The following is a 24,853-nucleotide window of genomic DNA, read 5'->3' on the forward strand; positions in this document are numbered from 1 at the left end:
CGGAATTGGTAGACGCACCAGATTTAGGTTCTGGCGCCGCAAGGTGTGAGAGTTCAAGTCTCTCCTTCCGCACCATTATCGGAAAACCCAGCATGACTTTGCTGGGTTTTTTCTTTTTTTGGTTCTGGACTCGGGAAATCATTAGATTTGCCGAATTAAAAAAGCGAGCTCATGGCTCGCTTTTTTTCTATCTGTGATTTGAGTAGCTTACTACATACCTAACGCGTATTTCAGTACTTGAGCCTTAATTGGCCCTGAGTTTTCAGCAAGCTTCAATGCAGCATTACGTACGAACTTCAATGGCCCTAGATCGTTGCTAAAACCTTTATAGAAAAAGTCCATGCCCGTCTGCATGAGTAAGTTGTCAGGTCGACGTGCGCGTTCGTATTTCGCGAGTAAGGTATCTTCCAGCTTTTCTTGTTGTTCTGTTACCGAAAGGAGAACGTCTACATCTTTGAAGCCTAAGTTTACCCCTTGCCCTGCAAGCGGGTTGATCGTATGGGCAGAGTCACCCACTAACACGCAATTTTTGCTTGAGTAGCTTTGCGCATGACGACGAGTGAGTGGGAATGAGCCAAACTGTAAAACTTCAATATCGCCTAATTCAGCAGGGAAATGACGTAAAATTTCTTCTCTTAGTTGAGGTTTACTCATCGCACACAGTTGTTTAATACGTTTAGGCGAGTCATACCAAACCAAAGAACCTTGGCCTACTACTTGACCATCGTCGTTACTCAAAGAGCACAGAGGTAAAAATGAACGTGGGCCTGAAGGTGTAAATTGTTGCCAAGTAATATCTTGCTGAGGCAATTCTGTTTTCACGTTAATCAACATGCAGTGTTGTCGGTAATCCCACGCAGTTACACCAATTCCAGCCAATTGACGAACTTTAGAGTTTGCACCATCAGCACCAATCACCCAGTTAGCTTCAAACTGCGCCCCACTTTCTAGTGTCACAAGATTTACATCTGCAAACTCAATGGCTTTTAATCGCTCAGGACACATCACGGTTAGATTTTCATACTGAGAGAAGACTTGCCAAAGACCTAATTGGATTAGGCGGTTTTCAACGATGTAACCTAGCTGATCCAATGACAATTCATCAGAGTGAAAACGAGTACGGCACTCTGGGTGCTCCCAAGTTTCTAAGCGCCGATAAGGACAAACTCGCATGCTCTTGATCTCTGGCCATGCTCCGAGTGAATCAAGTAACTCCACCGACTGGTGCGAGATTGCAGATACACGAATATCCATCGCCTGAGCGGCATCAAAAACTTTAGGTTTTGTACCTTCGACCAAGACAACGCTTCTGCCCTGCTTGGCAAATCCAACAGCGACGGCTGCCCCAACCATACCGCCACCGATCACGGCGATGTCATACTTGTTCATTTTTCACTCTTCATCGTGCTGATTAATTGGCGTTTTTTATTGTACTTTCCATGGCTATTTTTACAAAATTGTTTAACAAAAAACCTTGTTCTGCATAGGGCGAAAAACTAGATTTCATCAGGCTTTGCAGAGAATTAGCTAGATCACTAGTCAGGTGCTTTTTAAAGCAGTACAATACGCCGCTTACCGCCGTGATGGCGGCTATAATTTGAGCAATAGCTCTCCGATTTAAGTACAACTGAACGAGCGAAAGTGAGATGAGTAAGAAACTGCTAATTAAAACCTGGGGCTGCCAGATGAACGAATACGATTCATCAAAAATGGCCGACCTGCTTAATGCTGCAAACGGCTACGAGCTGACGGAAGAGCCAGAGGAAGCAGACGTACTTCTACTTAACACCTGTTCGATCCGTGAAAAAGCGCAAGAGAAAGTTTTCCACCAGTTAGGCCGCTGGAAAACACTAAAAGATAAAAAACCTGGCGTAGTTATCGGTGTAGGTGGTTGTGTAGCAACGCAAGAAGGTGACCATATTCGTGAACGTGCACCATACGTTGACGTTATTTTTGGCCCACAAACTTTGCACCGCCTACCTGAGATGATCAAACAATCTCAGTCCGATGATGCACCAGTTATGGACATTTCGTTCCCAGAGATCGAAAAATTCGACCGCCTACCTGAACCTCGCGCTGAAGGTGCGACAGCATTCGTTTCTATTATGGAAGGCTGCTCTAAGTACTGTACTTACTGCGTCGTACCGTACACTCGTGGTGAAGAAGTAAGCCGTCCAATGGATGACGTACTGTTCGAAATCGCCCAACTTGCTGAACAAGGCGTACGTGAAGTAAACCTTCTGGGTCAAAACGTAAACGCGTACCGTGGTCCTATGCACGATGGTGAGATCTGTTCATTTGCAGAACTGCTTCGTTTGGTTGCGTCTATCGATGGTATCGACCGTATTCGTTTCACGACGAGCCACCCGTTAGAATTCACAGACGACATCATCGCAGTATACGAAGATACGCCAGAACTTGTGAGCTTCCTGCACTTACCTGTGCAAAGTGGTAGTGACCGTATCCTAACGATGATGAAACGCCCTCACACCGCTATCGAATACAAATCGATCATCCGTAAACTGCGTAAAGCTCGTCCTGATATCCAAATCAGTTCAGACTTTATTGTTGGTTTCCCTGGTGAGACAGACAAAGACTTCCAAGACACCATGAAGCTAATCAAAGATGTAGACTTTGACATGAGCTTCAGCTTTATTTTCTCTCCACGTCCAGGTACGCCAGCAGCGGATTACCCTTGTGATGTGTCAGAACAAGTGAAGAAAGAGCGCCTTTACGAACTACAGCAAACTATCAATGCTCAAGCGATGCGTTACTCTCGCTTAATGCTTGGCACAGAACAACGTGTTCTAGTTGAAGGTCCTTCGAAGAAAAACCTAATGGAACTACGCGCTCGTACAGAAAACAACCGTGTAGTAAACTTTGAAGGTAGTGCAGACCTAATTGGTCAGTTCGTTGATGTGAAGATCGTAGACGTATTTGCAAACTCACTGCGTGGTGAGCTAGTACGTACTGAAAAAGACATGGATCTTCGTAGTGTGATTTCCCCAACGCAGATGATGGCGAAAACACGTCGCGAAGATGAGCTGGGTGTAGCTACTTTTACGCCGTAAGCTCGTATAAATAGCCATAGAGAGCCTGGTCGTTATCAGGCTCTCACTAAGTGGCAAAAAATGAGAGGCAACATTGAGCAATAAAATCGTAACTCTAGAAATTAACCTAGAACCTTCAGACAACCGCCGACTAGCTAGCCTGTGCGGTCCATTCGATGACAACATCAAGCATTTAGAACGTCGTCTAGGCGTTGAAATTAACCACCGTAGTGACCACTTTACGATTGTCGGTAAACCTCATACCGCATCAGCTGCGCTGGATATCCTGAAAACTCTATATGTTGATACCGCACCTGTACGAGGTGAGATCCCAGATATTGAGCCTGAGCAAATCCATCTAGCGATCAAAGAATCTGGTGTTCTTGAGCAGAATACTGAGTCTAACATCGAGCATGGTAAAGAAGTCTTCGTCAAAACCAAGAAAGGTGTGATCAAACCACGTACGCCAAACCAAGCGCAGTACTTGGTTAACATGGTCACGCATGATATTTCTTTTGGTATTGGCCCGGCTGGTACAGGTAAAACCTACCTTGCTGTAGCAGCAGCTGTTGACGCACTAGAGCGCCAAGAGATCCGCCGTATTCTACTTACTCGTCCAGCGGTTGAAGCTGGTGAGAAATTGGGCTTCCTGCCTGGTGATTTAAGCCAGAAAGTCGACCCATACCTACGTCCGCTATACGACGCCCTATTTGAAATGCTGGGCTTTGAGCGCGTAGAGAAGCTGATTGAACGTAACGTGATTGAGGTTGCTCCTCTTGCTTACATGCGTGGTCGTACTCTAAACGACGCCTTCATCATTCTTGATGAGAGTCAGAACACCACTGTTGAGCAGATGAAGATGTTCCTAACGCGTATTGGTTTTAACTCTCGCGCGGTTATCACTGGTGATGTCACGCAGATTGACTTACCTCGTGGTGCGAAATCGGGTCTTCGTCATGCTATTGAAGTACTAAGCGAAGTTGACGACATCAGCTTTAACTTCTTCTTAGCCGACGACGTTGTACGTCACCCTGTGGTTGCTCGTATCGTTAACGCGTACGAGAAGTGGGAAGCACAAGACCAGAAAGAGCGTAAAGAGTTCGAGAAACGCCGTCGTGAAGAACGCGATGCGAAGTTACTAGAAGCAGCAAAAGCCGAACTGAATGCACAAGTTGCTTCAACTAAGGAATAATCATGGCGATTGAACTTGATCTGCAACTGGCAGTCGAAAATGAAGAAGGTCTGCCTTCGCAGCAAGATTTCCAATTGTGGCTAGATAAGACAATCCCTCTCTTCCAGCCACAAGCCGAAGTCACCATTCGTATTGTTGATGAACAAGAAAGTCATACGCTCAACCATGAGTATCGCGGCAAAGATAAACCAACTAATGTGTTGTCGTTTCCATTTGAAGCACCTCCTGGTATGGAAATAGATTTACTTGGTGATTTGATTATTTGCCGCCAAGTTGTTGAAAAAGAGGCGGTTGAACAGAGCAAGCCTCTGCTAGCACATTGGGCGCATATGGTTGTACATGGCAGCTTGCATCTGCTAGGTTATGATCATATAGAGGATGACGAAGCCGAAGAGATGGAGTCCCTCGAAACCGAAATCATGCAAGGTATGGGTTATGAAGATCCTTACATTGCTGAAAAAGAGTAGCTATTGGCCACTCGACAGGGAAAGGCGAACCACCTAAATGACTCTCGTGTTCGCCTCTCTATGTGTGCTATCACACTTCTGATAGCGTTACTTAATTGAGAAACAATGAACGAAGATAATTCTCCCTCTTCTAACGAAGATAAGAAAGAAAAGGCAGAAGGTCCGAGTAGAAAGTCCTTCTTTGAACGTCTAGGTCAACTATTTCAGGGCGAACCAAAAGATCGCCAAGAGCTTGTGGATGTTATCCGCGACTCTGAAGTTAACGACCTGATTGACCATGACACTCGCGATATGCTTGAAGGTGTTATGGAAATCTCCGAAATGCGTGTGCGTGACATTATGATCCCGCGTTCGCAAATGGTTACAGTTGAGCGTACTCACGACCTTGATACCTTGGTTGCTTTGATTACCGATGCTCAACACTCTCGCTACCCTGTGATCAGCGAAGATAAAGACCATGTGGAAGGCATACTTCTAGCGAAGGACTTACTTAAATACTTAGGCTCAGGCAGTAATCCATTTGATATCGAAGAAGTCATTCGACCAGCGGTTGTAGTACCGGAAAGTAAACGCGTTGATCGACTGCTGAAAGAATTCCGTGAAGAACGTTATCATATGGCCATTGTTGTCGATGAATTCGGTGGTGTTTCTGGTCTTGTGACCATTGAAGATATCCTTGAGGAAATCGTCGGGGATATTGAAGATGAATTCGATGAAAGTGAAGAGACGGACATTCGTAAGCTGAGCAAGCATACGTTTGCTGTCAGAGCGCTGACAACCATCGAAGAGTTTAATGAGACATTCGGAACCAACTTCAGCGATGAGGAAGTTGATACCGTTGGTGGTATGGTCATGACTGCCTTTGGTCACTTACCTTCTCGTGGTGAACTGGTTGAAATTGAAGGCTACAACTTCAAAGTCACCGCTGCCGATAACCGTCGTGTCATTCAACTCCAAGTGACGATCCCAGACGAAGAAACCCTGGTTGAAGCCACTCAAGAGTAACGCGATACCCATTGGGAATCTCAGAAAATTACAATGATGAATGAACTCTTTCATCGCCTTAAGCGGCCCTTAGTGGCCGCTTTTGTTGGCGCCTCTACTACACTCGCTTTCGCTCCTTACCAGCTGTGGCCTATTGCCATTCTTAGCCCTGCAATTCTACTGATTCTTCTTGCTAACCAAACTCCGAAACGCGCACTATGGATTGGTTATGCTTGGGGGTTAGGTCAATTTGCAACTGGCGTTAGCTGGGTTTACGTCAGTATCTCCGGTTTTGGCGGTATGCCGCTCATTGCCAATTTATTTTTAATGGGCTTGCTTGTTGCCTACTTGGCTGTTTATTCAGGCTTATTTGCTTGGCTCAACAACAAGCTGTTTCCTCAATTTACGCTCACAAAAGCACTTCTCGCTGCACCTGCTTTATGGCTGATCAGTGATTGGTTGCGTGGTTGGGTGATGACTGGCTTCCCTTGGTTATGGCTAGGCTATAGCCAGATAGATGCTCCACTCGCAAGCTTTGCACCAATTGGCGGCGTAGAACTGCTTACTCTATTTATCCTTATCAGCGCAGGGGCGTTAGCCTATGCCTGGATTCATAAGCAGTGGCTGATGGTGATTATCCCTGCGGTGCTACTCAGTACTGGCTTTGGGATTCGCAACTACGATTGGGTAACACCCCGACCAGAAGACACGACTAAGCTCGCACTAATTCAAGGTAACGTAGACCAAAACCTAAAGTGGCTACCAAGTCAACGCTGGCCAACCATCATGAAGTACGCTGACTTAACTCGTGAAAACTGGGACGCTGACATTATCGTTTGGCCAGAAGCAGCAATTCCCGCTTTTGAAATTGAAGTGCCTTCATTTTTGAGCAATATCGACAGCGCTGCAAAAATGAATAACAGCGCAATCATCACCGGTGTCGTCAACCAAGCTGAAGATCGACAGTTCTACAACAGTATTCTGTCCCTAGGCATCACACCATACGGTGACTACAGCTTCGATTTAAGCGAACGTTACCATAAGCATCACCTACTACCATTTGGTGAGTTTGTACCATTTGAAGATATTTTGCGCCCATTAGCGCCATTCTTTAACCTACCGATGTCGTCGTTTAGCCGTGGGGCTTTTGTGCAGCCAAACATCGTTGCGAATGGCATGCACATGGCACCAGCGCTTTGCTATGAGATCATCTTTAATGAGCAAGTGCGTCAAAATGTGACTGACGAAACAGACTTCATTCTAACGCTTTCAAATGATGCATGGTTTGGTCACTCTATCGGTCCTCTTCAGCATATGGAGATCGCCCGTATGCGTGCCTTAGAGTTAGGTAAACCGCTCATCCGCTCGACTAACAACGGATTAACAGCGGTAACCGATCACAAAGGTAAAATCGTTGAGCAAGTACCGCAGTTTGAAACTGCAGTACTGCGCGCAGAGCTCACCCCAACCAATGGACAAACGCCATATCGAGTCCTTGGTACTTGGCCATTGTATATTTGGGTTGGGTTAAGTTTAGCTCTGGCTTTCGGCTTAAGAAGAAAACAGAGCTGATAACAGCTTGAAAGTAGAAAAGACAAAAAAGAGGCGACTAAGCCTCTTTTTTATTCATAGCATTATACTGTCGTTACGCGCCATTTATGGCTTTAATGACTGACGAGTAAAGCCTTTGTGACCACATTTAATACACGGAATGATTACAGTTGGGTGGTTATACGTTGTCTTGTGACCACACTCATCACAGACTAAAGTGCCTAAGCCTATCACCTCTCCTGCTTCATATAGCCCTTGATGCTCTAAGTCATCGAACAACTCAACCCACTCAACTTTAGTTCGGTCAGTAATCTCTAACAGCCCTTGCCATATCGAGTCCGCAATCGTTAAGTAAAACGGGCCGCTTTTGCTATCCTCGTAACTCTCTGAAAACTCTTTTAAGTCGGCTTTAAGGTACGCTTTGATTAAAGCCAATTCATCTTTGGTCAAGTCATTAGCAGCATCCACCACTTTGCCCGACGTCTCAATCGCTTTGTTAACTTCTTCCGGACTGTGCTTCAAGGTTTCAATCACATCCTCGAGCATTTCCTCATAACCTGTTTTACGTTTAGGCATAACTGACCTCCATCTTTCTCCTACCTGCGTCACTTAAGGGCGCATGGGTACAGATTGGCTATTGTTGTGATCCCTAGCTTTAGGTATTCTATGACGATCTATTTAAGTCTGTTCTAACCGAACTCACAAATTCCAAGATAACGGATACCATCGATGCAAGAACAATACAACCCACAAGATATTGAACAAAAAGTTCAAAAGCACTGGGATGACAACAAAACCTTTGTTGTAAGTGAAGACCCAAATAAAGAAAAATTCTACTGTCTGTCCATGTTCCCATACCCAAGTGGTCGACTGCACATGGGTCACGTGCGCAACTACACTATCGGTGATGTAGTATCTCGTTTCCAACGCCTACAAGGCAAAAACGTGATGCAACCAATCGGTTGGGACGCATTCGGTCTACCTGCAGAAAACGCAGCAGTAAAAAACAAAACTGCGCCAGCACCTTGGACTTACGAAAACATCGAATACATGAAGAACCAACTTAAGCTTCTAGGCTTTGGTTACGATTGGAACCGTGAATTCGCAACATGTACACCGGAGTACTACCGCTGGGAACAAGAGTTCTTCACTAAACTTTACGAGAAAGGTTTAGTTTACAAAAAGACTTCTTCTGTTAACTGGTGTCCTAACGACCAAACTGTTCTTGCAAACGAGCAGGTTGAAGACGGTTGTTGCTGGCGTTGTGATACGCCTGTAGAGCAAAAAGAAATCCCTCAATGGTTCATCAAAATCACTGAATACGCTCAAGAGCTACTAGACGACCTAGACAAGCTTGAAGGTTGGCCTGAAATGGTGAAAACCATGCAGCGCAACTGGATTGGCCGCTCTGAAGGCGTTGAGCTGAAGTTTGAAGTTAAGGGTCAACAAGACCTAGAAGTTTACACAACACGTCCAGATACGCTAATGGGTGTGACTTACGTGGGTATCGCAGCCGGCCACCCTCTTGCAGCTCTTGCAGCAGAGAACAATCCAGAGCTTGCAGCGTTTATCGACGAATGTAAGAACAACAAGGTTGCAGAAGCTGAGCTAGCGACAATGGAGAAGAAAGGTATGGCAACTGGCCTTACTGCTATTCATCCATTGAACGGCCGCGAAGTACCAGTATACGTAGCAAACTTCGTTCTGATGGACTACGGTACAGGCGCGGTAATGGCTGTACCTGCGCACGACCAACGTGACTACGAGTTCGCAACGAAGTACGGTCTAGACATCGTGCCAGTTATCAAGCCTGCTGATGGCAGCGAGCTAGACATCTCTGAAGCAGCATACACTGAGAAAGGTGTACTGTTCGATTCAGGTGAATTCGATGGCCTAGAATTCCAAGCGGCATTCGACGCAATCGCAGCGAAGCTAGAAGCAGAGGGCAAAGGCACTAAGACTGTAAACTTCCGTCTACGCGACTGGGGTGTATCTCGTCAACGTTACTGGGGCGCACCAATCCCAATGGTAACGACTGAAGACGGTGAAGTTCACCCAGTACCTGCTGACCAACTACCAGTGATTCTTCCAGAAGACGTGGTAATGGACGGCGTCACTAGCCCAATCAAAGCAGACAAAGAGTGGGCGAAGACAACCTTTAACGGCGAACCTGCTCTACGTGAGACAGATACGTTCGATACGTTCATGGAATCTTCTTGGTACTACGCGCGTTACTGTTCACCACAAGCGGACGACATCCTAGACCCAGAAAAAGCAAACTACTGGCTACCAGTAGATCAGTACATCGGTGGTATCGAGCACGCTTGTATGCACCTACTGTACTCACGCTTCTTCCACAAACTACTGCGCGATGCGGGTTACGTAACTTCTGACGAACCGTTCAAGCAACTACTGTGTCAAGGCATGGTACTGGCTGATGCGTTCTACTTCGAGAACGAGAAAGGCGGCAAAGAGTGGGTAGCTCCAACAGACGTAGCCGTTGAACGTGATGGTAAAGGCCGCATTACTTCTGCTAAAGACACTGAAGGTCGTGATGTAACGCACTCAGGCATGATCAAGATGTCTAAGTCTAAGAACAACGGTATCGACCCTCAAGAAATGGTAGACAAGTACGGCGCTGACACAGTACGTCTATTCATGATGTTCGCGTCTCCAGCGGACATGACACTTGAATGGCAAGAGTCTGGCGTAGAAGGTGCGAACCGCTTCCTAAAACGTGTTTGGAAACTAGTGAAAGAGCACACAGCGAAAGGCGCAGCAGAAGCAGTAGATACCGCAGCGCTTTCTGGTGATCAAAAAGCACTTCGCCGTGACGTTCACAAGACTATCGCGAAAGTGACGGACGATATCGCTCGTCGTCAAACATTCAACACCGCGATCGCAGCGATCATGGAGCTGATGAACAAACTAGCGAAAGCGCCTCAAGAATCTGCGCAAGATCGTGCAATCCTTGACGAGGCACTGAAAGCTATTGTTGTCATGCTTTACCCTATCACTCCGCATATCTCATACGAGCTATGGGCAGCACTAGGGGAAACAGACATTGATAACGCGGCATGGCCGACGTTTGACGAAAAAGCGCTAGTTGAAGACGAAAAAACTATCGTTGTTCAAGTTAACGGTAAGCTACGTGCGAAGCTAACAGTCCCAGCTGATATCTCTAAAGACGATATCGAACAGCTTGGTCTAAACGACGAAAACGTGGTTAAGTTCACTGATGGCCTGACTATTCGTAAAGTTATTTACGTTCCAGGTAAACTGCTGAACATCGTTGCAAACTAATCGCAGCTGTCAATTTGTCTCTGTTTAGCGAACTTATTTGTTAACCAAGAGTCATTAAACAGGGTAGTTTTCTACCCTGTTTATTTACCTCAAACCATTCACATGAGTGGTTTAAGGTAAATAACCCCTTCAATTTAGGATGAATACAATCAATGCGCTTTTTCTCTTTGATTAAACTACCAGTGGTATTGGTATTAGCGGGGCTTCTTTCTGCCTGTGGTTTTCACCTTCGCGGCGAGTATTCCGTACCGGAAGAGCTGCACACTATGTCTTTCTCCAGCTACGATGAATACAGTGAATTAACTCGCTATGTTCGCTCTCAACTCGAACTGAACAAAGTTGAACTTGTTCAACCATCATCGACGGTACCCAACCTTCATTTGACGGAAGCGACAATCGATGAGCGTACACTATCGCTTTATCAAAATAGCCGTGCAGCAGAAAAAGAGCTGACATACGTAGTAAAATACCGTGTGACGATTCCTGGCTATGGCTCTAAAAACTTTACGACAACAGTAAACCGCAATTACCTAGACAACCCGTTAACGGCACTTGCAAAATCTGTTGAACGTGACGTAATTGAAGACGAGATGCGCTTGCAAGCTGCAAAACAAATGATGCGCCAGTTGGGTCGTATCCGTGCCGAATATGAAGCAGGACAAATCTCTGAGCCAGCGAACACAAACTCTTAATCACTATGCGAATTTATGCCGATAAATTAACGGATCATTTAACTAAACAAGTTAAACAGGTTTACTTAATCTTTGGTAATGAGCCGTTACTGATTCAAGAAAGCCGCCAAGCCATCCAAAAGGCAGCGTTTCAACAAGGTTTTGAGGAAAAACACCGTTTTGCGGTAGACGCAAGCATCGACTGGAATCAAGTTTACGATTGCTTCCAAGCGATGAGCCTGTTCTCAAACCGTCAATTGATCGAGCTTGAAATTCCAGAAAGTGGCGTGACAACAGCCGTCAGCAAAGAGCTGCAAACACTGTGTGATATGCTGCATGATGACATCATGCTCGTCATTGTTGGTAGCAAACTGACCAAAGCCCAAGAAAATGCGAAATGGTTCAAAGCATTAAGCTCAAAAGGCGATTGGGTAAGCTGCTTGTCGCCAGACCTTCAACGCCTACCTATGTTCATTCAGACACGTTGCCGCACGTTAGGACTAAAACCCGATCAGCAATCACTGCAAATGTTGGCTCAATGGCATGAAGGTAACCTATTTGCATTGACACAAAGCTTAGAGAAATTGGCCCTACTCTATCCGGATGGTGAGCTGACCATCATACGTTTAGAGGAAGCCCTAAGTCGCCATAATCACTTCACTACCTTTAACTGGATCGACGCCTTACTGGCAGGTAAAGCAAACCGTGCACAACGTATTCTTCGCCAACTTGAGGCGGAAGGGGTTGAGACCGTGATCTTGATTCGAAGTGTACAAAAAGAGTTGAGCCAACTTTTAAATATGCATCAAGACTTAACTCAAATGGGAATGAACCAGGTATTTGAGAAATATCGAGTTTGGCAAAACAAGCGTCCACTCTATAACGCAGCACTGGCCCGCTTATCAGCGAGTCGTATTTGTGCATTGCTCTCCTTGTTGGCTCAAGCCGAGATAAAAGCCAAAACTCAATATGACGAGTCTGTATGGCCAACTATTCATCAGTTGAGCTTAGAAACCTGCTCTCCTGATATTAAGCTGGCAATTTAAAAATCAAAGCGTGATATAGTGCGCGACCTGTTTTGCAAGCAAGAATGTAAAACACTGTAGAGATAAGAGACAAACCGAGGAAAACCGAGTGCTTCGCGAAGAACTGAAAGACTTTTTAGCTGATAAAGCCGACGACATGAAAGCGGAAGACATTATCGTCCTAAATGTGGAAGATAAATCAAGCGTGACAGATTACATGATCATCTGTACTGGTACATCCAAACGCCACGTTTCATCCATCGCTGACCATGTTGCAACAGAAGTGAAAAAAGCCGGTCTTGAGCCACTAGGAATGGAAGGTGAAAACGAAGGTGAATGGGTAGTCCTAGATATGGGCGACGCCATGCTTCACGTGATGCAAGAAGAGCACCGCGAACTCTACCAGCTAGAAAAACTCTGGGGTTAATCTTTTGAAAATTCAACTAATTGCTGTTGGCACAAAAATGCCAAAATGGGTTGAGGAAGGCTTTCAAGAATATCGTCGCCGTTTCCCGCATGATATGCCGTTGGAGTTGATTGAAATCTCTGCTGGCAAGCGTGGTAAGAATGCCGATATCGCTCGCATCCTGCAAAAAGAAGGAGAAGCGATGCTCGCGGCGGTACCAAAAGGCAACCGTATCGTCACGTTAGATATCCCAGGTAAAAAATGGGACACTCCTCAACTCGCTGAGCAGTTAGAAGCTTGGAAATTAGATGGTCGTGATGTATCAATATTAATCGGCGGTCCCGAAGGACTCGCTCCTGCATGCAAAGCTGCAGCAGACCAAAGCTGGTCATTATCTGCCTTAACGCTACCCCACCCTCTAGTGCGTATCGTAATGGCAGAAAGCTTATACCGAGCGTGGAGCATCACCGCTAACCACCCTTATCATCGCGAATAATCGTTGTTTAACTTTAGAGCCTAGCGTTAATGATTCGTAAACGCCGCAGTCAAATCCGAGATTATCAAGCCGAAGCGCGTCTGTTTGCCAGCCGCGCTATTGTTGCTTTTATCGGCATTGTTGTCTTGATGGGAGCTCTGGTTGCCAACATGTACAACATTCAGGTGAACCAGTTTCAAGACTATCAAACCCGCTCGAACGATAACCGCATCAAAGTAGTGCCTATCGCGCCTAACCGAGGTCTAATTTATGACCGAAATGGCGTTTTACTGGCAGAGAACCGTCCCGTCTTTAACTTAGAACTGACCCCAGAAAAAATTAAAGACATTGATGCAACCATCCAAGAATTACAAACTATTCTGGAAATTACACCAGACCAGATTGAACGTTTCCACCACGAGCGTAAACGGACTCGTCGATTTAAATCGGTCCCACTGCTTACCCAACTGAACGAAAAACAAGTAGCGGTATTCTCCGTCAATCAGTACCGCTTTCCAGGTGTGGAAATAAGTGCGACCTTAAAGCGCTACTACCCTTTCAGCGAAGTCTTAACCCACGTGATTGGGTATGTTTCTCGAATTAATGATCGCGACATGCAACGCCTGATCCGAGAAGAAAAAGACGCAAACTATCAAGCCACTCGCGACATTGGTAAGCTGGGTATTGAAAAATACTACGAAGACCTCTTACACGGTACAGCCGGATATCAAGAAGTCGAGGTAAACAGCCGCGGCCGAGTAATTCGTACCTTAAAGTACGTTCCACCTGTACCCGGAAAAGACATCGTTTTAAACCTTGATATCAACTTGCAGTTGTACGTACACCAATTGTTGGACGGCCGCCGAGGCAGTGCTGTAGTAATCGATCCTAGAGACAACGGCGTACTGGCTATGGTTTCAAGCCCTAGCTACGATCCTAACTCGTTCGTGCACGGAATCTCAGGTAAAGATTATCGCGCCCTTTTGAACGATAAAAACCGTCCTTTAGTCAACCGCACTACACTTGGCATTTACCCTCCTGCGTCTACCATCAAACCATTTATGGCGGTAGCCGCGCTGCAAGAAGGTGTCGTCACACCTAACACCACACGAAATGACCCTGGTTATTGGCGCATACCAAACTCCAACACACGCCCGTTTCGTGACTGGTTGCGTTGGGGGCACGGGCGCGTCGATATCATTAAGTCGATCGAAGAGTCTGTTGATACCTTCTACTATCAAATCGCTTATGACATGGGTATTGACCGTATTTCGAATTGGATGATGATGTTCGGTTTTGGTGATTACACTGGCATTGATATCTACGAAGAAAGTAAGGCGAATATGCCGACTCGTGACTGGAAAATGTCTCGCCATAAAACCCCATGGTATAAAGGTGATACGATCCCTGTGGGTATCGGCCAAGGATATTGGACAGCAACACCAATGCAAATCGCCAAAGCAACCTCCGTATTAGTAAACGAGGGAGAAGTGATCGCACCTCACTTGCTCAAAGCGACGATAGAAAATGGTAACGACTTCGAAGAGCAGCAAACGACAGAATACGTGACTTACCCACCAATCAAGAATGTGCCTAAAAAGTACTGGGATATGGCGAAAGAAGGCATGCGTCGGGTAAACCATGGCACGCGCGGAACAGCTCGCCGCTCATTCTACAAAATGAATTATGAAACAGCGGGTAAATCAGGTACTGCACAGGTCTTCGGTCTGGGTGAAAACGAAGAATACAACGCCGATGAGATCGCCGAGCACTTACGTGACCATGCGTTATTTACTGGCTTTGCACCATTTGATGATCCTAAAGTGGTCGTCACTGTAGTACTAGAAAATGCCGGTGGTGGTTCTAGTAACGGTGCCCCAGTAGTAAGGAAAATTTTTGACCGAGTCGTTCTTGGTCCAGAAGAAATTGAGCCTGAAAACAATGCGAAGAAAGAGGTAAAATAGTAATGAAGATGGATCCCTCTACAGGTAAAAATCGCGCCCTGTTTGAACGCTTCCATATCGACTTACCACTCCTACTTGGCATACTGGCCCTGATGGGGTTTGGCCTGGTGATCATGTACAGCGCCAGTGGCCAAAGTTTACTGATGATGGATCGCCAAGCCATGCGAATGGTGCTTTCACTCGTTGTGATGCTCGTCCTTGCACAGCTTTCTCCACGAACTTACGAAAGCTTGGCACCTTTGATGTTCGTTGGTGGCGTTATACTGCTTTTCGGCGTGCTGTTTTTCGGTGAAGCATCGAAAGGCGCGCAGCGTTGGCTTAACCTCGGTTTTGTGCGCTTTCAACCGTCAGAGCTATTGAAGCTCGCGGTGCCATTAATGGTGGCTCGCTATGTTGGTAGACAGCCCCTCCCACCAACGCTAAGAACACTCATTGTTGCACTGATTATGGTCTGCTTACCAACCATTCTCATTGCAAAACAGCCTGACTTAGGTACCTCGATCCTGATCGCGGCTTCCGGTATTTTTGTTATCTTCCTCGCAGGCATTAGCTGGAAAATAATTGCTGGTGCTGCGATTGCATTAGGTGGTTTCATTCCAATTCTGTGGTTTTTCTTGATGCGAGAGTACCAAAAAGTGCGAGTTCGTACTCTATTTAACCCGGAGTCTGATCCGCTAGGAGCGGGTTACCACATTATTCAGAGTAAAATTGCGATTGGCTCCGGCGGTATTTCCGGCAAAGGTTGGTTGCAAGGTACGCAGTCACAACTAGAATTTCTTCCTGAACGACACACTGACTTTATCTTTGCAGTAATTGCTGAAGAATGGGGTATGATTGGCTTCCTTTGCCTTTTAGCCATCTATCTATTTATTATTGGACGAGGTTTATATCTCGCCAGCCAAGCGCAAACCGCATTTGGACGAATGATGGCAGGCAGTATTGTACTCAGCTTCTTCGTGTATATTTTTGTAAATATTGGCATGGTAAGTGGCATCCTACCTGTAGTAGGTGTACCGTTGCCACTCATCAGTTATGGCGGCACATCAATGGTAACCTTGATGGCTGGTTTTGGTATTCTGATGTCGATTCATACGCACCGAAAAGCATTCTCTAAGGCGACCTAGACATGCAAAAACGCGCTTTATATTCCTTGGTTTTCTCTGCTCTTATTTTGGCAGGCTGTTCATCAACTAGCCAAAAAGAACAAGAAGGCCGTTACGAACTCGAATCCGATGTTGCACCGGATACACCGCTTTCAGTCGAACACATCGAGGATGCGCATCCTAAATATGAACCGTACAGCCTAGGTGGGAACAAAGATTACCACTTGCGTGGCAAAGACTACAAAATAGTTCGCAATGCGAAAGGCTTTAAAGAAAAAGGCCGAGCATCTTGGTATGGGAAAAAATTCCAAGGTCATTTGACTTCTAATGGCGAAATCTATGACATGTACTCAATGACGGCAGCGCATAAAACGCTACCGTTACCAAGTTACGTAAAAGTTACCAATACTGACAACGGCAAAACCACCATAGTACGAGTTAATGACCGAGGTCCTTTTCACGATGGCCGTATCATTGATTTAAGCTATGCCGCCGCGCACAAGTTAGATGTCATAAAAACAGGCACCGCGAACGTGGAAATTGAAGTGATCAGTATCAATCAGCCCACGGATAAAAAGTCATTAGAAGCGCACCCTAGGTACGTTATTCAAGTGGCATCATCAAAAAATGAAGAACGCGCGCGAACTTTAGGTACCGAGCTTGGTCAAAAATTGGATACAGAAACTTTCCTAGAGAGTGCGAAAGAGTCTTATCGCTTGTTGTTAGGGCCATTTACTGACTATTCCCTGACGCAAGCCACATTAGATAAAGTAAAGTTGCTCGGCTATTCGTCTGCATTTATTAAAAAACACAACACTGCCAAATGACCTCGTGTCATGAATTTCTCTTTGATCCCCCTCTTACATAACTAGGGATTCTGATAAGATGTCTGCAGTTAACCCAAAAATTTGAATTACCATGAATAAAAATAAGTTTGTGAAATCTATTCTCGTTTCTTCGGTTGCCCTTTCTGCAACTTTCGCTCAATCTGCTCTTGCATCACCTATCGTTGTTCCAGATGCCCCTCAAATCGCGGCGAAGGGCTACGTGCTGATGGATTACCATTCAGGTAAAGTACTGGCAGAGAAAGAGATGAACACAAAATTGTCTCCAGCTAGTCTGACTAAGATGATGACCAGCTATGTAATCGGCCAAGAGCTAGCGCGTGGTAATATCTCAGAAGATGATGATGTCACCATCAGTAAAAATGCGTGGGCGAAAAACTTCCCTGATTCATCAAAGATGTTCATTGAAGTAGGCACAACAGTTAAAGTACGTGACCTGAACCGAGGTATCATCGTCCAGTCAGGTAACGATGCCTGTGTTGCGATGGCAGAACATATTGCAGGTTCAGAAGATGCATTTGTTGACCTAATGAACGCTTGGGCCAACACATTGGGTATGACTAACTCGCACTTTGCCAACGTTCATGGCTTAGATAACGCAGAATTGTACTCAACACCATACGACATGGCACTGCTAGGTAAAGCACTTATCCGTGACGTACCAAATGAGTACCGAGTGTACTCAGAGAAGAAATTTACTTACAACGGCATCACCCAATACAACCGTAACGGTCTACTTTGGGATAAGAGCATGAACGTTGACGGCATCAAAACGGGTCACACAAGTAATGCGGGTTACAGCCTAGTAAGTTCAGCAACTGAAGGTCAAATGCGCTTGGTTGCGGTCGTTATGGGTACTAAAGATGCCAATGCTCGTAAGTCAGAAAGCAAAAAGCTGCTAAGCTACGGCTTCCGTTTCTTCGAAACAGTGGCACCGCACAAAGCAGGTGAAACGTTCGTAGAAGAAAAAGTGTGGATGGGTAACAAAGACACCGTAGCACTGGGTCTTGACCAAGATACTTACGTAACACTACCGCGTGGTGAAGCGAAAAACCTAAAAGCCAGCTTCGTCCTTGAAAAAGAGCTAGAAGCCCCAATTAATAAAGGTGATGTAGTTGGTAAGCTATACTATCAGATCGATGGTGAAGATATTGCCGAGTACCCACTAATGGCACTAGAAACCGTAGAGCAAGGTAGTCTATTTAGCCGCATGTGGGATTACATCGTATTGTTATTCAAGAGCTTCTTCTAAAAAGAACGTTAGAGTAGCAAACTTATTCGCAAAGCCGCCTGAATGGGCGGCTTTTTAAGTTTGAGCTCCTCGTCTTGAGTTCCCCCTAATTTGACTGTACTATTTCGCACCGCAACGAATATCTACTGGAGTTATCGATATGCTAACCATCAACTCTGATGCAAAATTAAAAGACCTGCTTGAGTTCCCTTGTTCATTTACTTACAAGGTAATGGGTCATGCAAAGCCTGAACTTCCAGAGCTTGTTCTTGAAGTTATTCAGCGCCATGCTCCAGGTGACTACAGCCCGACCGTTAAACCAAGTGCTAAGGGCAACTACCACTCTGTGTCAATCAACATTACTGCAACCTCTATCGAGCAGGTCGAGACACTGTACAAAGAGTTAGGTGAAATTGACATCGTACGCATGGTTCTATAATTTTTTGATAGATTAAATTTTTTTTGAAAGCAGCCTTGGCTGCTTTCTTTTTATTTATCAAAGAGATAACGAGGCTTTACATCACTTTCAGTTAAAAATCTGTTACGCAGCGGTAGAGCATCAGGGTTATCCGGTTTATAATCCAAAAACTTTATATATTAGCAACAGGAATTCCCATGCAACACCAACTTGTTGTAAAACGACTTGGCCGCCAAGACTATGAGCCTGTATGGAAGGCGATGCATGAGTTCACCGACCAACGCACAGAAGAAACCCGTGATGAAGTCTGGTTGGTAGAACATAACCCAGTATTTACACAAGGACAGGCAGGTAAAGCTGAGCACTTGATTAACACTGGCGATATTCCTGTTGTACAAAGTGATCGCGGAGGCCAGGTTACGTATCATGGCCCTGGTCAGTTGGTCGCCTACTTCTTGATCAACCTACGCCGTAAAAAATTAGGTGTACGAGATCTCGTTACCACAATCGAGAACCTCGTGATCAACACGCTAAAAGCATACAATATTGACTCAGCCGCACGACCTGACGCACCAGGTGTCTACGTTGCCGGTAAGAAAATATGCTCTCTCGGTTTACGCATTCGTAAAGGATGCTCGTTTCATGGTTTAGCCTTGAACGTAAATATGGATTTAACACCGTTTCTGCGTATTAACCCTTGTGGTTATGAAGGTATGGAAATGGTTCAGGTCAGCCAATTTGGCGGCCCAGACAATGTAGAAGCCGTAGAAAAACAATTAATAGAAGAACTCGTTACTTTGCTCGATTATGAGCAAGTAGAATTCAGCACAGAAGCACCTTCTCAAGGTAATAAAGCATGAGCAAACCAATCCAGATGGAAAAAGGCGTTAAATATCGTGACGCCGATAAAATGGCATTGATTCCCGTAAAGAACATGCCTACAGAGCAGAAAGAAGTGCTACGTAAGCCTGATTGGATGAAGATCAAGCTACCAGCCGACAGCCAACGAATTCAAGACATCAAAGCGGCGATGCGTAAGAATAAACTTCACTCCGTATGTGAAGAAGCATCTTGCCCGAACCTAGCGGAATGTTTTAACCACGGTACAGCAACCTTCATGATCTTAGGTGCTATTTGTACTCGTCGTTGTCCTTTCTGTGACGTTGCTCATGGCCGCCCATTACCACCGGAAGCAGAAGAGCCTCAAAAACTGGCGAAAACCATTGCCGATATGAAGCTGAAATACGTAGTAATCACTTCTGTTGACCGTGACGATCTGCGTGACGGCGGTGCACAACACTTTGCCGATTGTAACCGCGAGATCCGTGCGTTAAACCCGCATATTAAGATTGAAACACTGGTTCCTGACTTCCGTGGTCGCATGGATGTAGCGCTTGATCTAATGAAAGACAATCCGCCAGATGTCTTCAACCACAACTTAGAAACCGCGCCACGTCTTTACCGTAAAGCTCGCCCAGGTGCGAACTACAAATGGTCACTTGAGCTCCTTAAGAAGTTCAAAGAGCAGCATCCAGATGTACCGACCAAGTCTGGTTTGATGATGGGCCTTGGTGAAACCAAAGAAGAAATCATCGAAGTACTGAAAGATCTACGCGCACACGGCGTAACGATGCTGACTCTAGGCCAGTATTTAGCGCCAAGCCGTCACCACTTGCCAGTAGAACGTTACGTTCCACCATCAGAGTTTGACGAGCTAAAAGAAGTTGCACTAGAACTTGGCTTCACGCATGCAGCGTGTGGTCCATTTGTGCGCTCTTCTTACCATGCCGATATGCAAGCTCAAGGTATCGAGATTAAATAAGCTCTCGCTTGTTTTGAAAAGCTTGTTTTGAAGAGAAAAGGTTGGCTCAGTGCCAACCTTTTTTGTATCTGGCAAATGATGATAAAAAGCCATTCTACCACCGTCATTCTGAACAGCGAGGTACGAACGTGATTCAGAATCTGTTTTCAGAATACTGAGGATTTTTAGGGAAACTCTGAGTAAAAGAGTGTGCCTCAACAAGATTCCTGATCTCGCCTCGGCTCGTCGGAATGACGTGGTTTGGGTATATTGAAAAGGGACAGTGTTGGTAGCCATCCCCTTATCACACTCTCTCGCTATATCTCATTCCAAACGCCAGACAAACAAAAAGGCCCTCAAATGAGGACCTTTAGTATATCAATGTTCAAAATAGACGAGTCGAGTTCTAGGAGAACACACGGAGTTTGCGCGAGCAAATGAGTATGTTCGACACCGAAGTCGACTCATTCTATGAAGAACAGTTAGGCATAAACCGGTAGACGCTTACAAATTTCTAGCACTTTCTGTTTTGTCGCTTCGATAACTTCTTCGTTGCCGATGTTATCTAGAACGTCACACATCCAGTTTGCTAGCTCTTTTGCATCTTCTTCAGTGAAGCCACGGCGAGTGATCGCTGGCGTACCTACACGAATACCAGACGTTACGAATGGGCTGCGTGGGTCATTTGGTACTGAGTTCTTGTTTACAGTGATGTTTGCTGCACCTAGTGCCGCGTCTGCGTCTTTACCAGTGATATCTTTGTCGATTAGGTCAACAAGGAACAAGTGGTTTTCTGTACCGTTAGATACGATTTTGTAGCCACGCTCTTGGAACTGACCAACCATTGCTTTTGCGTTTTTCACTACGCGAGCTTGATAAGCTTTGAACTCTGGCTCCATCGCTTCTTTGAACGCTACTGCTTTACCAGCGATAACGTGCATTAGAGGGCCACCTTGACCACCAGGGAACACTGCTGAGTTCAATTTCTTGTACATATCTTCGCCAGCATTTGACAAGATAAGACCACCGCGAGGACCTGCTAGTGTTTTGTGCGTCGTTGTTGTTACCACGTGAGCATGCGGTACTGGTGTTGGGTATTCACCGGCAGCGATAAGACCAGCTACGTGCGCCATATCAACAAATAAGTAAGCACCTGCTTTGTCAGCGATTTCACGCATGCGTTTCCAATCAACGATTTGCGAGTAAGCAGAGAAACCACCGATGATCATCTTAGGTTTGTGTTCAAGTGCTAGCTGTTCCATCTCGTCGTAGTTGATTTGACCAGCTTCATCGATACCGTAAGGGATAACGTTGTAGTGCTTACCAGAGAAGTTTACTGGTGAACCGTGAGTTAGGTGACCACCGTGCGCTAGGCTCATGCCTAAAACTGTATCGCCAGGGTTAAGAAGCGCCATGTAAACTGCGCTGTTTGCTTGAGAACCTGAGTGAGGCTGTACGTTAGCGTACTCACAACCAAATAGTTGGCATGCACGCTCAATTGCTAGTGCTTCAGCTTTATCTACGTACTCACAACCGCCGTAGTAACGCTTACCTGGGTAGCCTTCAGCGTATTTGTTCGTTAGCTGAGAACCTTGCGCTTCCATTACACGTGGGCTTGTGTAGTTTTCAGAAGCGATAAGTTCAATGTGTTCTTCCTGGCGAAGAGTTTCTTCCTGGATAGCTGCGAACAGTTCCGCATCGTAATCTGCGATGTTCATATCACGCTTAAGCATCTGTATCTCCTGACTCAGATTAGTACTGAAAGTTGCAAAAAAACTGTTGAATGACCCGACGCAAACGTTTTCGTCACCCTAATGGCGCGCATTCTACATAATTTGATTTAGGTCATAAAGAGAAATTTACAATTTTTCTCATGCAGTTTTTTCATGATGACAAGCAATGTTTATCATGCCAGCATTGCAATCGCATAACGACAATCTATTGCCTGTCAAATTTGTGCTTTACACCCTGTAAAACAGCAATTACATAGGTTTACCGTAAATTTTACCCTCTAGCTACCGAAAAGATCATCTTTTTACTACTATGCACGCCTTATTTATCACAAATGACTGCAACATTGATGGAAAAACACTCATTAAAAGAAGACTGGATAGCGATTCTCACGGGTACCTTTTTAGTAGCTCAAGGCGTTTTCTTTCTCCAATCCGCGAACCTTCTAACGGGAGGCACGACTGGATTGGCTCTGCTTATTAGCCAATTTACACCTTTTACCTTTGGTGTGCTGTACTTTTTAGCAAACAGTCCTTTTTACTTACTAGCATGGAAACGCTTCGGCCGTCATTTCGCCATTAATAGTGCCATTTCTGGCGCGTTGGTTTCTATCTTTGCCGATCATCTTTATTTGCTAATCTCGCTCGAATCGGTAAATGAAGTTTATTGCGCCGTCGCAGGCGGGCTTTTAATGGGGCTCGGTATGCTGATCCTATTCCGACATCGCTCCAGCTTAGGTGGCTTTAACGTGCTGTGTTTGTTTATCCAAGACAAATTTGGCATTTCAGTTGGCAAAAGCCAAATGGCAATCGATGCATGTATCCTGTTTGCTTCATTCTTCTTTGTCACACCAGAAGTGATTGGCCTTTCAATTTTGGGGGCGTTTGCACTCAATCTCGTGTTAGCGATGAACCACAAACCGCACCGCTATTCCGTGACCTACGGTTCATAATTTTTTGATAATGATTGAAGCGCGATTTATAAGATTTCGCGCTCCAATCGCTATATAATACTTCGCGATTTCCAAATAGATCGGTACGGTATGCGCGACTTTCTGCAACAAGCTAAACAGACTCACAGTTGTATTGCGATTGGAGAGCTGATCTATAACCCGAAGACACAGACCCTTCATCAAGATGCTATCGCGATTGATCTTGAACCTCGCACCATTGAATTAGTAGAACTGCTGTTAACAAGCGTTGGCCACCCACTCTCTGCTGACACCATTATTGAAACCATTTGGCAGAGCAAGTTCATCTCTAAGAATGTGCTCACGAACCGCATTAGCACCTTACGTGCCCTGCTACAGCAGTACTTACCCGAATACGATGCCGCTAAGCTTTTAGTCACTTACCCCCGCAAAGGCTACTTTCTTAACCCTGCCAATATTCGTTTAGTGCCACCAGCGAAAAACCATCGGCGCGTTATCTCAACCCAGGTGGCGAGTAATAAGAACTTCAAGCTGATTTTCGCTTACAGCTTATGTGCCATACTTGCGGTATGTAGCATGACGCTCGCAAGCTTGTTATGGCAACGCCAAGAAATCTCAACACAACAAACGCGTCATCAACTACTGATTCCCAAAGTCGAGCTACTACTCAACCGTGTCGATTCAATCGGCTCTCAGGCGCGAAAATACCGCATACTGGTCAAAGCCATCTTGCTGCAACAACAGGTCGAATATCCATACACCGACATCGCCAACCAAGATGCTCCCAGTTACTTTCTTGATCCTATCGGTCATACGCCATATTTCCCTGGCGCACGAAACATGCAGACCAGCGACTACGAGCTCAATATCGAGTTAAAAGACGGCACAAAACAGGGCATCTTGAAAGCGCAGATGAACCTTATTTATCCTGCGACGGGCAAGTTGGCGTTTCGCAATGAGTACACACTGCGTTTATCTGACTTACAATCGGATATTTTCCAAATGCACTCGGATGTCGCGCAATACTTCAATCTGCCTGCACCTTCGGCAAGTTCGTGGCAGCTTTCGAATATTCACAAAAAAATGTTATTCGAGAATGCCTTTTCTAGCCAACCTCTCAGACAATCTGATGAGTTTGCGGCTATAACAACGGCAAGACATCTCGCCTTATACGAGCACGAACATCAAAAGCTGGAAGCATATTTAACTCAAGTACAATCGTCGTTTGATGTTTTGCCAGATGAGCTGGGCCTCTGGTTAGGTCTATTGCATTTCAAATTAGGTAACTTAGACAGGGCAAAAGCCCTGTTAACGACACCAGATGGCGACTCACGTATCCAAAACGCACTGATTTATACCTTTGTGTCTCACATTGCTTATAAGCAGAACAAACTTGAACAGTTCCGTCTCAACTACATGGAATCACTGGTGGCGCTGCTGCGCGTTTTACCTTCCGAAACCTTGTTTGAGCGTCTTTCTCAATCTGAATCAAAAGAGACTTGCCTCCAACCATGGAAAACGTTGCATGTTAGTGTGACCGATCAAGAAATCATAAGCCGATGGAAAGCGCTCATTAACGAGTATTGCACTAATGTGGCCAACGAAATAACTCCAAATAAAACAAAGACCTAAATATAAAATTAAGCTTTCATTAACCCCTGTTATCTTTTGTTTTTTGCCCTTTTTCTCTCACTGAACTTAGCAT

At 45.4% G+C, this 24,853-nt stretch carries 23 protein-coding genes; 20 read left to right on the forward strand and 3 right to left on the reverse strand.

The window, feature by feature from the left end:
• Positions 1 to 197, forward strand: a 197-nt coding sequence (locus R7P74_RS11545; RefSeq protein ID WP_206949545.1) for a hypothetical protein, incomplete at its 5' end; no start/stop codon positions are given.
• 13 nt (positions 198 to 210) lie between these two features.
• On the opposite strand, the gene R7P74_RS11550 is transcribed toward R7P74_RS11545, so the two are convergent.
• On the reverse strand, positions 211 to 1,389 hold the full coding sequence (locus R7P74_RS11550; RefSeq protein WP_005384117.1) for a 2-octaprenyl-3-methyl-6-methoxy-1,4-benzoquinol hydroxylase: 1,179 nt from the start codon (positions 1,387 to 1,389) through the stop codon (positions 211 to 213).
• A gap of 257 nt (positions 1,390 to 1,646) precedes the next feature.
• On the opposite strand from R7P74_RS11550, the gene miaB reads away from it, so the two are divergent.
• The 5 genes from miaB (at position 1,647) to lnt (ending at position 7,265) form a co-directional block, all read left to right on the forward strand.
• Complete coding sequence (gene miaB, locus R7P74_RS11555; RefSeq protein ID WP_005373038.1) at positions 1,647 to 3,071, forward strand: tRNA (N6-isopentenyl adenosine(37)-C2)-methylthiotransferase MiaB; 1,425 nt, start codon at positions 1,647 to 1,649, stop codon at positions 3,069 to 3,071.
• Between the two features lie 73 nt (positions 3,072 to 3,144).
• Complete coding sequence (locus tag R7P74_RS11560; protein ID WP_005373033.1) at positions 3,145 to 4,242, forward strand: PhoH family protein; 1,098 nt, start codon at positions 3,145 to 3,147, stop codon at positions 4,240 to 4,242.
• Between the two features lie 2 nt (positions 4,243 to 4,244).
• Positions 4,245 to 4,709: an rRNA maturation RNase YbeY gene (gene ybeY, locus R7P74_RS11565; protein WP_005373030.1), complete on the forward strand. Its 465-nt coding sequence runs from the start codon at positions 4,245 to 4,247 to the stop codon at positions 4,707 to 4,709.
• A gap of 105 nt (positions 4,710 to 4,814) precedes the next feature.
• Positions 4,815 to 5,714: a CNNM family magnesium/cobalt transport protein CorC gene (corC, locus tag R7P74_RS11570; protein WP_005384118.1), complete on the forward strand. Its 900-nt coding sequence runs from the start codon at positions 4,815 to 4,817 to the stop codon at positions 5,712 to 5,714.
• Between the two features lie 33 nt (positions 5,715 to 5,747).
• A complete protein-coding gene (gene lnt / locus R7P74_RS11575; protein ID WP_054576929.1) occupies positions 5,748 to 7,265 on the forward strand; it encodes an apolipoprotein N-acyltransferase in 1,518 nt (505 codons plus the stop codon).
• An 84-nt stretch (positions 7,266 to 7,349) separates the two neighbouring features.
• Here the strand turns inward: lnt and R7P74_RS11580 are convergent, their stop codons facing one another.
• Positions 7,350 to 7,820, reverse strand: a complete 471-nt coding sequence (locus R7P74_RS11580; RefSeq protein ID WP_005373024.1) for a zinc ribbon-containing protein — start codon at positions 7,818 to 7,820, stop codon at positions 7,350 to 7,352.
• Positions 7,821 to 7,973: 153 nt separating this feature from the next.
• On the opposite strand from R7P74_RS11580, the gene leuS reads away from it, so the two are divergent.
• The 12 genes from leuS (at position 7,974) to lipA (ending at position 20,507) form a co-directional block, all read left to right on the forward strand.
• Entirely contained in the window at positions 7,974 to 10,547 is a 2,574-nt protein-coding gene (gene leuS / locus R7P74_RS11585) for a leucine--tRNA ligase (RefSeq protein WP_005391313.1), read from the forward strand.
• A gap of 152 nt (positions 10,548 to 10,699) precedes the next feature.
• Positions 10,700 to 11,239 carry an LPS-assembly lipoprotein LptE gene (locus R7P74_RS11590; protein ID WP_005373019.1) on the forward strand — a complete coding sequence of 180 codons (540 nt, stop codon included), beginning with the start codon at positions 10,700 to 10,702 and terminating at the stop codon, positions 11,237 to 11,239.
• A gap of 5 nt (positions 11,240 to 11,244) precedes the next feature.
• Positions 11,245 to 12,264 (forward strand): DNA polymerase III subunit delta, encoded by a 1,020-nt coding sequence (gene holA / locus R7P74_RS11595; RefSeq protein WP_042521234.1) that lies wholly within the window; start codon positions 11,245 to 11,247, stop codon positions 12,262 to 12,264.
• An 88-nt stretch (positions 12,265 to 12,352) separates the two neighbouring features.
• Positions 12,353 to 12,670 carry a ribosome silencing factor gene (rsfS, locus tag R7P74_RS11600; protein ID WP_005373015.1) on the forward strand — a complete coding sequence of 106 codons (318 nt, stop codon included), beginning with the start codon at positions 12,353 to 12,355 and terminating at the stop codon, positions 12,668 to 12,670.
• Between the two features lie 4 nt (positions 12,671 to 12,674).
• Positions 12,675 to 13,145, forward strand: a complete 471-nt coding sequence (gene rlmH / locus R7P74_RS11605; protein ID WP_017821762.1) for a 23S rRNA (pseudouridine(1915)-N(3))-methyltransferase RlmH — start codon at positions 12,675 to 12,677, stop codon at positions 13,143 to 13,145.
• A 29-nt stretch (positions 13,146 to 13,174) separates the two neighbouring features.
• A complete protein-coding gene (mrdA, locus tag R7P74_RS11610) occupies positions 13,175 to 15,088 on the forward strand; it encodes a penicillin-binding protein 2 (RefSeq protein ID WP_225473470.1) in 1,914 nt (637 codons plus the stop codon).
• A 2-nt stretch (positions 15,089 to 15,090) separates the two neighbouring features.
• Positions 15,091 to 16,212 (forward strand): rod shape-determining protein RodA, encoded by a 1,122-nt coding sequence (rodA, locus tag R7P74_RS11615; RefSeq protein WP_005384128.1) that lies wholly within the window; start codon positions 15,091 to 15,093, stop codon positions 16,210 to 16,212.
• 2 nt (positions 16,213 to 16,214) lie between these two features.
• Entirely contained in the window at positions 16,215 to 17,018 is an 804-nt protein-coding gene (locus R7P74_RS11620; protein ID WP_017635670.1) for a septal ring lytic transglycosylase RlpA family protein, read from the forward strand.
• A 91-nt stretch (positions 17,019 to 17,109) separates the two neighbouring features.
• Entirely contained in the window at positions 17,110 to 18,288 is a 1,179-nt protein-coding gene (locus R7P74_RS11625) for a serine hydrolase (protein ID WP_005384132.1), read from the forward strand.
• A gap of 139 nt (positions 18,289 to 18,427) precedes the next feature.
• The gene (gene ybeD / locus R7P74_RS11630; RefSeq protein WP_005384135.1) at positions 18,428 to 18,706 is read left to right on the forward strand and encodes a DUF493 family protein YbeD; all 279 of its coding nucleotides are present in this window, start codon (positions 18,428 to 18,430) and stop codon (positions 18,704 to 18,706) included.
• 176 nt (positions 18,707 to 18,882) lie between these two features.
• Positions 18,883 to 19,545 (forward strand): lipoyl(octanoyl) transferase LipB, encoded by a 663-nt coding sequence (gene lipB, locus R7P74_RS11635; protein ID WP_005384137.1) that lies wholly within the window; start codon positions 18,883 to 18,885, stop codon positions 19,543 to 19,545.
• Entirely contained in the window at positions 19,542 to 20,507 is a 966-nt protein-coding gene (gene lipA, locus R7P74_RS11640; protein ID WP_005391329.1) for a lipoyl synthase, read from the forward strand. The genes lipB and lipA overlap by 4 nt, the downstream gene beginning before the upstream one ends.
• A gap of 461 nt (positions 20,508 to 20,968) precedes the next feature.
• Here lipA and glyA read toward each other — a convergent pair whose 3' ends face one another.
• On the reverse strand, positions 20,969 to 22,219 hold the full coding sequence (glyA, locus tag R7P74_RS11645; RefSeq protein ID WP_005381985.1) for a serine hydroxymethyltransferase: 1,251 nt from the start codon (positions 22,217 to 22,219) through the stop codon (positions 20,969 to 20,971).
• Between the two features lie 347 nt (positions 22,220 to 22,566).
• On the opposite strand from glyA, the gene R7P74_RS11650 reads away from it, so the two are divergent.
• Together R7P74_RS11650 and R7P74_RS11655 are read left to right on the forward strand one after the other, a co-directional pair.
• On the forward strand, positions 22,567 to 23,169 hold the full coding sequence (locus tag R7P74_RS11650) for a YitT family protein (RefSeq protein ID WP_017635671.1): 603 nt from the start codon (positions 22,567 to 22,569) through the stop codon (positions 23,167 to 23,169).
• 90 nt (positions 23,170 to 23,259) lie between these two features.
• Positions 23,260 to 24,780 carry a winged helix-turn-helix domain-containing protein gene (locus R7P74_RS11655; RefSeq protein WP_318122858.1) on the forward strand — a complete coding sequence of 507 codons (1,521 nt, stop codon included), beginning with the start codon at positions 23,260 to 23,262 and terminating at the stop codon, positions 24,778 to 24,780.
• Positions 24,781 to 24,853: the final 73 nt, after the last annotated feature.

It is taken from the genome of Vibrio sp. 2033, from assembly GCF_033339735.1.

Bases quoted from the DNA above. Each gene is read 5' to 3' on its own strand.
- corC (WP_005384118.1), top strand. From the start codon at position 4,815: ATGAACGAAGATAATTCTCCCTCTTCTAACGAAGATAAGAAAGAAAAG.
- R7P74_RS11620 (WP_017635670.1), top strand. From the start codon at position 16,215: ATGCAAAAACGCGCTTTATATTCCTTGGTTTTCTCTGCTCTTATTTTG.
- R7P74_RS11655 (WP_318122858.1), top strand. From the start codon at position 23,260: ATGCGCGACTTTCTGCAACAAGCTAAACAGACTCACAGTTGTATTGCG.
- mrdA (WP_225473470.1), top strand. From the start codon at position 13,175: ATGATTCGTAAACGCCGCAGTCAAATCCGAGATTATCAAGCCGAAGCG.
- R7P74_RS11650 (WP_017635671.1), top strand. From the start codon at position 22,567: ATGGAAAAACACTCATTAAAAGAAGACTGGATAGCGATTCTCACGGGT.
- miaB (WP_005373038.1), top strand. From the start codon at position 1,647: ATGAGTAAGAAACTGCTAATTAAAACCTGGGGCTGCCAGATGAACGAA.
- glyA (WP_005381985.1), bottom strand. From the start codon at position 22,219: ATGCTTAAGCGTGATATGAACATCGCAGATTACGATGCGGAACTGTTC.
- lipA (WP_005391329.1), top strand. From the start codon at position 19,542: ATGAGCAAACCAATCCAGATGGAAAAAGGCGTTAAATATCGTGACGCC.
- leuS (WP_005391313.1), top strand. From the start codon at position 7,974: ATGCAAGAACAATACAACCCACAAGATATTGAACAAAAAGTTCAAAAG.
- lipB (WP_005384137.1), top strand. From the start codon at position 18,883: ATGCAACACCAACTTGTTGTAAAACGACTTGGCCGCCAAGACTATGAG.
- R7P74_RS11625 (WP_005384132.1), top strand. From the start codon at position 17,110: ATGAATAAAAATAAGTTTGTGAAATCTATTCTCGTTTCTTCGGTTGCC.
- R7P74_RS11550 (WP_005384117.1), bottom strand. From the start codon at position 1,389: ATGAACAAGTATGACATCGCCGTGATCGGTGGCGGTATGGTTGGGGCA.
- R7P74_RS11580 (WP_005373024.1), bottom strand. From the start codon at position 7,820: ATGCCTAAACGTAAAACAGGTTATGAGGAAATGCTCGAGGATGTGATT.
- ybeY (WP_005373030.1), top strand. From the start codon at position 4,245: ATGGCGATTGAACTTGATCTGCAACTGGCAGTCGAAAATGAAGAAGGT.
- R7P74_RS11590 (WP_005373019.1), top strand. From the start codon at position 10,700: ATGCGCTTTTTCTCTTTGATTAAACTACCAGTGGTATTGGTATTAGCG.
- lnt (WP_054576929.1), top strand. From the start codon at position 5,748: ATGATGAATGAACTCTTTCATCGCCTTAAGCGGCCCTTAGTGGCCGCT.
- ybeD (WP_005384135.1), top strand. From the start codon at position 18,428: ATGCTAACCATCAACTCTGATGCAAAATTAAAAGACCTGCTTGAGTTC.
- holA (WP_042521234.1), top strand. From the start codon at position 11,245: ATGCGAATTTATGCCGATAAATTAACGGATCATTTAACTAAACAAGTT.
- rodA (WP_005384128.1), top strand. From the start codon at position 15,091: ATGAAGATGGATCCCTCTACAGGTAAAAATCGCGCCCTGTTTGAACGC.